Genomic DNA, 8,831 nt, shown 5'->3' with positions numbered 1-8,831 from the left:
CTTTTCTAATACCGCCTCTTCGTTATCCTAGAGTTCGTTGTTCCAGAAACGAATGACATGCCAATCTTTCTCATTAAGCCAGCACGTCCTTTGACGATCGTATTCCTGCTTTTCATCATGTTGCCCGCCATCCAGCTCAACGGCCAGACGAGCCGCGCAGCAGGCGAAATCCAGAATGTAGTGACCTACAGGATGCTGTCGACGAAATTTATAATTTTCGAAACGGCGACTGCGCAGTAAATACCACAGCCGTCTTTCTTCTTTTGTCAGCTCGCGTCTGAGCTGTTTTGCATAAGAGCGAATTTTTTCCATCCCCACACTCTGCCAGCCTTTCCCTCAGCCGGCAGAACGGGATGCAAAATCCTGAATCAGCCTTCAGGAATCTTCGGTGAGGAACAGCTCAAGAAGGGAGTTTAAGAACAATTTGCCGTGCTCGGTGATCTGCCAGAACGCATCACACTCGGTCAGATACCCCTGCGCCAGCGCCTCGTCGATCTGCGGGCGAATCACCGATTCCGGCAGCCCGGTGTACAGCGCAAACTCCGCGCGCGGCGCGGCTTCCAGCAGACGGAAGCGGTTCATGAAGAACTCAAACGGCTTATCCGCCGCCTCGACGTCGTGCTGACGCTCCAGATAGCGGCCTTCCATATATCCACGCGGGTGTCGGGTCTTAGCGGTGCGCAGTATGCGCCCGTCCGGGAAGGTCACCTTGCCGTGCGCGCCGCAGCCAATCCCCAGATAGTCGCCAAAGCGCCAGTAGTTCAGGTTGTGCTGACACTGATAGCCCGGCTTCGCGTAGGCGGAGGTTTCATACTGCTGATAGCCCGCAGCGGTCAGAAGCCTGTGGCCCTGCTCGAAGATATCCCACAGCGCGTCGTCATCCGGCAGCACCGGCGGGCGCGAGCCAAACAGGGTGTTTGGCTCGATAGTGAGCTGATACCACGACAGGTGCGGCGGGTTCAGTTCGATCGCCTGGCGCAGGTCGTCCAGCGCCTCTTCCAGCGACTGATCCGGCAGGCCGTGCATTAAATCCAGGTTAAAGCTACGAAGATTAAGCCCGGTCGCCAGGTTCGCCGCGCGCTTCGCCTCTTCCGGGCCGTGAATGCGGCCCAGACGTTTCAGTTTCGGCTCGCTAAAACTCTGCACGCCGATGGAGATGCGGTTCACCCCCGCACGCTGATAGTCGACAAAACGGTCGGCCTCAACGGTGCCGGGGTTGGCTTCCATCGTTATTTCAGCATCCGCTGCCAGGTTCAGACGCGCGCGTACGCCGTCCAGCAGCGTTTGCATTGCCGGGCCTGAAAGCAGGCTCGGCGTACCGCCACCAATGAAAATGGTCTTAACTTCACGTCCCTGTGCGTAAGCGACATCGGCGTCCAGGTCGGCCAGCAGATGCGCAACGTAGTCATCATGCGGCACTTCACCCTTCAGCGCGTGCGAGTTGAAATCGCAGTACGGGCATTTCTGCACGCACCACGGGATGTGAATATAAAGACTCAGTGGTGGCAAATTAGCCATTGCGTAACGCTTCCAGTAACAGTTTCAGTGCGCGGCCGCGGTGGGAAATCGCGCTTTTCTCTTCGCGGGTCAGTTCCGCGGCGGTTTTGCCCTCGGTCGGGACAAAGAAGATCGGGTCGTAGCCAAAGCCGCCGTTGCCCGCTGCTTCACGGGTAATCACGCCCGGCCAGCTGCCGTGGCAGACGATAGGCGTCGGGTCTTCCGCATGACGCATATAAACCAGAACGCAGTGGAACTGCGCGGTGCGCTGTTCGTCCGGTACGTCTTTCAGGGCGACAAGCAGCTTTTCCAGATTTTGCTGGTCGGTGGCGTCCACGCCGGAATAGCGTGCAGAGTAAATCCCCGGTGCGCCGCCCAGGAAGTCCACGGCCAGGCCGGAGTCATCGGCAATCGCGGGCAGGCCAGTGACCTGTGCGGCGTGGCGCGCTTTCAGGATCGCGTTTTCGATAAACGTCAGGCCCGTCTCTTCGGCGGACTCGACGCCAAGCTCGGTCTGGGCGACCACGTCCAGCCCAAAATCATTTAATAGCGAGGCCAGCTCGCGCACTTTACCGGCGTTACCGGTCGCGAGAACAACTTTCTGCATGGTTTAGTCCTGTTCTGTCAGAGCCGCGACTTCCGTCGGGATTACTTGCGGATTGAGGATTTTTACCTGTTTATGCCGCCCAAGTTCACCTTTTTCGATGATGACCTGGCTTTTGGCGACGCGAAACTGTTTTGCCAGATATTTGGTCAGGTGCGCGTTCGCCTGGCCGTCAACCGGCGGGGCGGTGATGGCGACTTTCAACTCGTCGCCATGCAGCCCAACAATACTGTCACGGCTGGCTTTCGGCTGAATATACAGCCGCAAAACCAGCCCGTCAGCGCAGGTGCTTACGGCACTCATAGCGCCATCCACAGCCCCGGCAGCAGCATGTTGCCCGTGGACTGTAACAGCTCGGCGATACCCATGTTGACCACATACAGCAGCAGTACCAGGATCATCGGCGAGAAATCAATACCGCCCATCGAAGGCAGCAGGTTGCGAATAGGGCGCAGCAGCGGTTCGGCCAGTTGGATGAGCGCATATTCAACCGGACTCCGGCCCTGGCTTACCCAGCTCATTATCGCCATCACCAGCAGCACCCAGAAGATCAGCAACCCGACGGTTTTGACCAGAATCAGGACCGCAGCAATCCAGATAATCGGCTGGAAGGTGATGACCATAAACAGCACGATCGCTTTGATAACGCTCAGAATAAACGCCACCAGCAGAGACGAACTGTCGATGGGACCCATCGCCGGAATAATACGGCGCAGCGGCCCGACAACAGGTTGCGTGATTTTCACGACAAACTGGGAAAACGGATTGTAAAAATCACAGCGGGCCCACTGCATCCAGACGCGCAGTAAAAGCGCCATCGTATACAGCTCAAGCACCGTTGAGAGCAGGAAAGTCAACGTCTTCATGGCGTTCCTCAGGTTTCCTTATTATTTTGAGTAGTCGCGCGCACCGAAAATTGCCGTGCCGATGCGCACCATAGTGCTGCCTGCCGCGATGGCGGCTTCCATATCATCCGACATGCCCAGTGAAAGCGTGTCTACCGTTTCATAGCGCGCTTTAAGCGCCTCAAATGCTACAGCCATTTGCTGTGCCACGGCAAACTGCCTTTCATAACTTGACTCAGGCGCCGGAATTGCCATCAGCCCGCGCAGGGTTAAACGCGGCAGGGCGGCGACTTCTTCTGCCAGTGTATCCAGCTCACTCAGCGCAATGCCGGACTTGCTGTTTTCATCACTGATGTTGATTTGAATCAGCACGTTGAGCGCGGGCATTTCTGCGGGCCGCTGGTCGTTCAGACGGGTAGCAATGCGCAGTCGGTCAACGGTATGGCACCAGTCGAAATGCTCTGCCACCAGACGGCTTTTGTTCGACTGCAGCGGGCCGATAAAGTGCCACTGCAGATCCGAATTCCCCTGCTCCTGGAAGGAGCGAATTTTATCCACGCCTTCCTGCACGTAGTTTTCGCCAAACGCCCGGTGGCCTGCCGCTATCGCTTCTGCGATGGCGCTCGCAGGCTTAGTTTTGCTGACTGCAAGCAGGGTAATTTCTTCTGAAGCACGGCCGCAACGCGTTGCAGCGGCTGAGATTTTGTCCCGGACCTGTGCCAGGTTATGCGCAATGTCGTTCATTTTCCGAGGAGTAGTCTATGGATGTGGAAGAAATTGTGGCCCTTAGTGTAAAGCATAACGTCTCCGATCTACACGTGTGCAGTGATTCACCGCCGCGCTGGCGCAGATTAGGCCGCCTTGAACCGGCCCCGTTTCCGGCCCCCGACGTTGAGGCGCTATTAAAAACCTGGCTCAACGATGAACAGCAGGGCGCGTGGTGGGCAAACGGACAGGTAGACTTTGCCGTCACGCTCACAGGCAATCAGCGTCTTCGCGGCAGTGCGTTTACGCATATGAAGGGTGTGTCGATCGCCTTGCGACTGTTGCCGCTCGCGTGCCCGCAGCTTTCTGCACTGGGTGTGCCCAGGGCTATCCCGGAACTGCTCTCCAGCGAAAGCGGGTTGATTCTGGTGACGGGTGCGACCGGTAGCGGAAAATCCACGACGCTCGCGGCGATGGTGGATTTTCTCAACCATCACACTGACGGCCATATTCTGACGCTCGAAGATCCGGTGGAGTTTATGTACCAGAGTGAACGCTGCCTGATACAGCAGCGGGAGATGGGTCAGCACAGTCTCTCCTTTGCCGAGGCGCTGCGCAGTGCACTGCGCGAAGATCCGGACGTTATTCTGTTGGGAGAGCTGCGCGACAGCGAAACCATCCGCCTTGCGCTGACGGCGGCCGAAACCGGGCACCTGGTGCTGGCGACGCTGCATACACGCGGCGCTTCGCAGGCGATTGAACGGCTGGTGGATACCTTCCCGGCGCAGGAGAAAGATCCGGTGCGTAACCAGCTGGCAGGCAGCCTTCGCGCTGTACTGGCGCAAAAACTGCTCCAGGACGTGCAGGGCGGGCGCATGGCGCTATATGAACTGCTGGTGAATACCTCGGCGGCGGCGAATCTCATCCGCGAAGGGAAAACGTGGCAATTACCCGGCATCATACAAACCGGTCAGCAGGCGGGAATGCAGAACTTTGAGCAGAGTCTCGCGGAAAGGCGGGCGCAGGGGCGGCTGTAGGCCCCGGCGCTCAGTAACCTTGTTCGAAATAGCTTTCGAGAATGATGACGGCTGAGGCGGAGTCGACGCTGCCTTTATTCAGCGCCCGGAAACCACCGTGCTCAAACAGGCCTGCGCGTGCTTCAACGGTACTCAGGCGTTCATCGTGAAGCTTTACCGACACGCCAAAGCGGCCATGGATTTTGTTGGCGAACTTACGCGCGCGGGCGGTGAGCGGCTGTTCGGTGCCGTCCATGTTCAGCGGCAAGCCCACAATCACGTCGTCCGGCTGCCACTCTTTGAGCAGGCGCTCGATGAGGTTCCAGTCCGGCGTGCCGTCGTTGGCCTTGAGTGCCGTCAACGGGCGCGCCGTGCCTGTTATGCGCTGACCAACGGCGACGCCGATGCTTTTGGTACCAAAATCGAAGGCCAGAAGCGTTCCGCTCATTACGCGTGCCCCGCTACGCCTGGCATGGTCAGAATATCGATGCCAATCAGTTTCGCCGCGTCACGCCAGCGATCGGCGATAGGCGTTTTAAACAGGATGTTCATATCGGCAGGTGCGGTCAGCCACGCGTTATCCAGTATCTCTTGTTCAAGCTGGCCTTTCTCCCACGAGGAGTAGCCCAGCGCGACAAGCACTTCGGAAGGTTGCTCGGCAGTGCCCAGCGTTTCAAGCACGTCGCGAGAGGTCGTGACAACGGTGTTGTCGGAGATACGAATACTGGAAGAGAAGACCGGCGGCGTATGCAGGATAAAACCACGATCTTCCGCGAGCGGGCCACCCAGCATCACCGGTTTATCGAGACGGATCTCCGGGAGACGCGCTTCAGCGGTGATTTTCAGCTTGTCCAGAATTCCTTCAACCTGCAGGTTTTCCAGCGGCTTGTTGATGATAATCCCCATCGCACCGTCTTCGTTGTATTCGCAAATATAAACCACGGCGCGGCGGAAAATCGGATCCTGGAGAGCAGGCATGGCAATAAGAAAGTGATGCTGTAAATTCATTGTCAGAGGTACTGTTTCCTGGTTTAAAAAGCGACAGCGCCCAGTATGGGGATAAACCTGGGCGCTGTCACAGATTATTTCTGTAAACGTTTTTCGATAGCGTCCATCAGCATTCCGGTGATCGAGATCGGGAACTCCGCTTCGATTTCACGGATGCAGGTCGGGCTGGTGACGTTCACTTCGGTCAGGCGATCGCCGATAATATCCAGCCCAACGAAGATCAGGCCTTTGGCCTTCAGCGTCGGCCCGACGCGACGAGCAATTTCCCAGTCGCTTTCGGTCAGCGGACGGGGTTCACCACGGCCACCAGCGGCCAGATTACCGCGGGTTTCGCCACCCTGAGGAATACGCGCCAGGCAGTAAGGTACAGGTTCGCCATCTACAACCAGCACGCGCTTATCGCCGTCTTTGATCGCCGGAATGTAGTTCTGCGCCATGCAGTAACGCGTGCCCAGTTCGGTGAGGGTTTCGGCAATCACGCCAATGTTCGGGTCGCCCTCTTTCACGCGGAAAATCGACGCGCCGCCCATGCCGTCCAGCGGTTTCATGATGATATCGCCGTGCTTCTGCCAGAACGCTTTCAGCTGCGCCTTGCTGCGGGTCACCAGCGTTTCCGGCGTCAGGTCAGAGAACCAGGCGGTGTAGAGCTTCTCGTTACAGTCGCGCAGGCTTTGCGGCTTGTTGACAATCAGCGTCCCTTTCTCTTCTGCACGCTCAAGAATGTAGGTGCTGTAGATGTATTCGGTGTCGAACGGCGGATCTTTACGCATCAGGATCACGTTGAGGTCGGCCAGGGCAATGTCCTGCTCGGTGCCGAACTCATACCATTTGTCGTAGTTCTGCTCGACGTTAACGATGCGGGTACGTGCGCGCGCTTCACCGTTGATCAGGTAAAGATCGTTCATCTCCATATAGTGGAGTTCATAGCCGCGACGCTGCGCTTCCAGCAGCATGGCGAAGCTGGAATCTTTCTTGATGTTAATGTTTGCGATGGGGTCCATCACGATGCCGAGCTTGATCATGTTCTTCTCCGTTATTACTTCAACCCAGATCGCCAAACCGTACCTGTAGCGCGGTAATGGCCGTGAGTGCCGTTGTCTCAGTGCGCAGAACGCGAGGTCCCAACAGAATATCAGTAAACTGGTAACGTGCCGTCATCGCAATTTCGTCCGCCGACAGGCCGCCTTCGGGGCCAATCAGCAGGCGTACGCGCTCGACGGGCAATGGCAGCGTATTGATGCTGGCGCTGGCGCGCGGATGAAGATTGAGCTTCAGCCCGCTGTCCTCTTCTGCACACCAGTCTTCCAGGTCCATCGCCGGGCGGATCTCCGGAATACGGTTGCGGCCACTCTGTTCACACGCCGCAATGGCAATTTTCTGCCACTGCTGGATCTTTTTGTTCAGACGTTCCGCATCCAGTTTAACGCCACAGCGCTCAGAAAAAAGTGGCGTAATGAGGCTTACACCCAGTTCAATGGATTTCTGAATGGTGAATTCCATTTTCTCACCGCGCGACATCACCTGGCCCAGATGGATGTGCAGCGGCGATTCCCGGTCATCCACTTCGCCACGCAGCACGTTAACGTGTACGCTTTTTTTATCAGACCGCGTGATTTCCGCGTCGAAAACCTGGTTCGAGCCATCGAACAGCTGGATAGCCTGACCTGCACCCATGCGCAGCACGCGGCCCACGTGGTTGGCGGCGTCATCAGACAGGGCGATTTCGCGGCCTGCGGTAATCAGTTCAGGATGGTAAATGCGGGGAATGCGCATAGTCAGAAATTCCATGTGTCATGCGATATAAGCGAATTGCCGTAGTGTAGGTTAGCTCTTTTGCGCCTGGCAAGCCCGCTGGACGTAAGGGTTGTGATTCCCCTGGACGTTGGCGATGCGCTCGTCGCGCTGGCATTCCCACTCGGTTACCGGGTACTGCTTGTTCCAGGCATTGAACAGCTGCGTCTGCTGGCGTGAAAGGTTGAGGTCATAGCGGTCACGCATATAGAAGTAGGTACGGGCGATGCTGCCGCGCGCGCGGGCAGGGGGCTCGGCGACTTTCTCTTTGAAATCCACCTTCATGCCGCACTGACCGTACTGGCCTTCGCCACCGTTCCACTGGCTGTACATAAAGTTGCCGCGGTCACCGTTCACTTCGCCAACCGCAGGCTGCAGGTTGTGCATATCGCTTTCCATCTGGCGATAAACCGGATCTTTGGAACAGTTTTTACGCCCGCCTTCCTGCCAGCATTGGCGCTGGTGGCCAAACTGCCACGCCGGAACCACATGTTCCCATTCAATGCGGCTGGCGCGGTTTTCATTTTTACGCACCTTATAGCCGCAGGATTCGAGGTCAACGACGCCTTTTTTACCCTGCCAGTTAATTTTACAGCCGCAGTAGAAATCACCCGGAACATCAGCATTCACCTTCACGCCAGCGGCTTTGGCCTGAGAGAAACTGTTGATACCGTCGGCCAGAGCATGGCCGGAGAGCGCCGTCGCCAGAAGGGCAACCGCGAGAGAAACATTACGGGACATCTTACACTCCGTGTCAAAACAAGCCCGAAACGTAACGAATGTTGTTCCCGTATGCAATCAGTCAGATCAGGAAAGTTCCTGAAAGTTCAGATAATTATTCGGCGACCAGCGGTTCGCCGCATTTTACGCAGCGGTAGGTTGCCTCGCCGCGCACCACACGGTTATGACGGCGGACGGTGAGCTGGTGCTGCTGGCATCGGCAGCGGTAGGAAAATGTATTGCGACGTACTGATTCCAGTTCGAACTGATGCGTGCGGCGAGCCGGAACGCCGAGCACGGCTTCCATCATCCACTTCCACTCTTTCCCGTGCGGCGCTACGCGGCCAAAGTGCTTCCACACCAGAAGATGCGCCAGCTCGTGCGGCACCACTTCCTCAATAAATGCCTGCTGGTTTTCCATCATCAGCACCGGGTTCAGGCGGATCTCATACGATTCCAGCCAGGCTGTGCCTGCTGCGGTTCCACGCTGCTGATAAACCAGCTTCGGTTCAGGATAGTTACGGCCGAGCTTCAGGTTGGCCTGGGCGAGTTTTTCCCGCAGGCTGCGCATAACGGCTTGCTGAATGGCGATGGGGAGACGGGGAGCTTTCATAGGGGCAGAGCATAAAGCGCGAAGCGGGGAGG

Annotated in this window: 12 protein-coding genes and 1 pseudogene; 1 reads left to right on the top strand and 12 read right to left on the bottom strand. The window is 57.2% G+C overall.

What is annotated here, in order from left to right; all coding sequences use genetic code 11:
* Positions 1–30 precede the first annotated feature (30 nt).
* The 6 genes and pseudogenes from ENTMO_RS0120200 to ENTMO_RS0120175 form a co-directional block, all read right to left on the bottom strand.
* Positions 31–312: pseudogene (locus tag ENTMO_RS0120200) on the bottom strand (DUF559 domain-containing protein); the annotation flags it as partial.
* Positions 313–375: 63 nt separating this feature from the next.
* Positions 376–1,518 carry a radical SAM family heme chaperone HemW gene (hemW, locus tag ENTMO_RS0120195; RefSeq protein ID WP_010435478.1) on the bottom strand — a complete coding sequence of 381 codons (1,143 nt, stop codon included), beginning with the start codon at positions 1,516–1,518 and terminating at the stop codon, positions 376–378.
* Positions 1,511–2,104, bottom strand: a complete 594-nt coding sequence (locus ENTMO_RS0120190) for an XTP/dITP diphosphatase (protein ID WP_010435473.1) — start codon at positions 2,102–2,104, stop codon at positions 1,511–1,513. Before ENTMO_RS0120190 ends, hemW begins: the two co-directional genes overlap by 8 nt.
* 3 nt (positions 2,105–2,107) lie before the next feature.
* The gene (yggU, locus tag ENTMO_RS0120185) at positions 2,108–2,404 is read right to left on the bottom strand and encodes a DUF167 family protein YggU (RefSeq protein WP_010435470.1); all 297 of its coding nucleotides are present in this window, start codon (positions 2,402–2,404) and stop codon (positions 2,108–2,110) included.
* Positions 2,401–2,967 (bottom strand): YggT family protein, encoded by a 567-nt coding sequence (locus ENTMO_RS0120180; RefSeq protein WP_010435467.1) that lies wholly within the window; start codon positions 2,965–2,967, stop codon positions 2,401–2,403. The genes yggU and ENTMO_RS0120180 overlap by 4 nt, the downstream gene beginning before the upstream one ends.
* Before the next feature lie 21 nt (positions 2,968–2,988).
* Positions 2,989–3,690 carry a YggS family pyridoxal phosphate-dependent enzyme gene (locus ENTMO_RS0120175; protein ID WP_010435464.1) on the bottom strand — a complete coding sequence of 234 codons (702 nt, stop codon included), beginning with the start codon at positions 3,688–3,690 and terminating at the stop codon, positions 2,989–2,991.
* Between the two features lie 17 nt (positions 3,691–3,707).
* Here ENTMO_RS0120175 and ENTMO_RS0120170 point away from each other — a divergent pair, with 17 nt between their 5' ends.
* Positions 3,708–4,688, top strand: a complete 981-nt coding sequence (locus ENTMO_RS0120170) for a type IV pilus twitching motility protein PilT (RefSeq protein ID WP_010435459.1) — start codon at positions 3,708–3,710, stop codon at positions 4,686–4,688.
* 10 nt (positions 4,689–4,698) lie between these two features.
* On the opposite strand, the gene ruvX is transcribed toward ENTMO_RS0120170, so the two are convergent.
* From ruvX to ENTMO_RS0120140, 6 genes are all read right to left on the bottom strand, one after another.
* On the bottom strand, positions 4,699–5,115 hold the full coding sequence (ruvX, locus tag ENTMO_RS0120165; protein WP_006811925.1) for a Holliday junction resolvase RuvX: 417 nt from the start codon (positions 5,113–5,115) through the stop codon (positions 4,699–4,701).
* The gene (locus tag ENTMO_RS0120160) at positions 5,115–5,675 is read right to left on the bottom strand and encodes a YqgE/AlgH family protein (RefSeq protein ID WP_010435456.1); all 561 of its coding nucleotides are present in this window, start codon (positions 5,673–5,675) and stop codon (positions 5,115–5,117) included. Before ENTMO_RS0120160 ends, ruvX begins: the two co-directional genes overlap by 1 nt.
* 74 nt (positions 5,676–5,749) lie before the next feature.
* A complete protein-coding gene (gene gshB / locus ENTMO_RS0120155; protein ID WP_010435454.1) occupies positions 5,750–6,697 on the bottom strand; it encodes a glutathione synthase in 948 nt (315 codons plus the stop codon).
* A gap of 19 nt (positions 6,698–6,716) precedes the next feature.
* Positions 6,717–7,448 carry a 16S rRNA (uracil(1498)-N(3))-methyltransferase gene (gene rsmE / locus ENTMO_RS0120150; RefSeq protein WP_010435451.1) on the bottom strand — a complete coding sequence of 244 codons (732 nt, stop codon included), beginning with the start codon at positions 7,446–7,448 and terminating at the stop codon, positions 6,717–6,719.
* A 51-nt stretch (positions 7,449–7,499) separates the two neighbouring features.
* Complete coding sequence (endA, locus tag ENTMO_RS0120145) at positions 7,500–8,207, bottom strand: deoxyribonuclease I (RefSeq protein ID WP_010435448.1); 708 nt, start codon at positions 8,205–8,207, stop codon at positions 7,500–7,502.
* A gap of 94 nt (positions 8,208–8,301) precedes the next feature.
* Positions 8,302–8,799, bottom strand: a complete 498-nt coding sequence (locus ENTMO_RS0120140) for a SprT family zinc-dependent metalloprotease (RefSeq protein ID WP_010435446.1) — start codon at positions 8,797–8,799, stop codon at positions 8,302–8,304.
* Positions 8,800–8,831 lie beyond the last annotated feature (32 nt).

Source organism: Enterobacter mori LMG 25706 (assembly GCF_000211415.1).
Lineage (GTDB): Bacteria > Pseudomonadota > Gammaproteobacteria > Enterobacterales > Enterobacteriaceae > Enterobacter > Enterobacter mori.
The sequence above is the reverse complement of the archived record's forward strand: the minus strand, read 5'-3'. Positions and strand labels throughout refer to the sequence as shown.

What these genes read in the sequence shown, in the direction of transcription:
- ENTMO_RS0120190 (WP_010435473.1), bottom strand. Translation starts at nt 2,104, where the DNA reads ATGCAGAAAGTTGTTCTCGCGACCGGTAACGCCGGTAAAGTGCGCGAG.
- gshB (WP_010435454.1), bottom strand. Translation starts at nt 6,697, where the DNA reads ATGATCAAGCTCGGCATCGTGATGGACCCCATCGCAAACATTAACATC.
- endA (WP_010435448.1), bottom strand. Translation starts at nt 8,207, where the DNA reads ATGTCCCGTAATGTTTCTCTCGCGGTTGCCCTTCTGGCGACGGCGCTC.
- ENTMO_RS0120180 (WP_010435467.1), bottom strand. Translation starts at nt 2,967, where the DNA reads ATGAAGACGTTGACTTTCCTGCTCTCAACGGTGCTTGAGCTGTATACG.
- ENTMO_RS0120175 (WP_010435464.1), bottom strand. Translation starts at nt 3,690, where the DNA reads ATGAACGACATTGCGCATAACCTGGCACAGGTCCGGGACAAAATCTCA.
- ENTMO_RS0120140 (WP_010435446.1), bottom strand. Translation starts at nt 8,799, where the DNA reads ATGAAAGCTCCCCGTCTCCCCATCGCCATTCAGCAAGCCGTTATGCGC.
- rsmE (WP_010435451.1), bottom strand. Translation starts at nt 7,448, where the DNA reads ATGCGCATTCCCCGCATTTACCATCCTGAACTGATTACCGCAGGCCGC.
- ruvX (WP_006811925.1), bottom strand. Translation starts at nt 5,115, where the DNA reads ATGAGCGGAACGCTTCTGGCCTTCGATTTTGGTACCAAAAGCATCGGC.
- ENTMO_RS0120160 (WP_010435456.1), bottom strand. Translation starts at nt 5,675, where the DNA reads ATGAATTTACAGCATCACTTTCTTATTGCCATGCCTGCTCTCCAGGAT.
- ENTMO_RS0120170 (WP_010435459.1), top strand. Translation starts at nt 3,708, where the DNA reads ATGGATGTGGAAGAAATTGTGGCCCTTAGTGTAAAGCATAACGTCTCC.
- hemW (WP_010435478.1), bottom strand. Translation starts at nt 1,518, where the DNA reads ATGGCTAATTTGCCACCACTGAGTCTTTATATTCACATCCCGTGGTGC.
- yggU (WP_010435470.1), bottom strand. Translation starts at nt 2,404, where the DNA reads ATGAGTGCCGTAAGCACCTGCGCTGACGGGCTGGTTTTGCGGCTGTAT.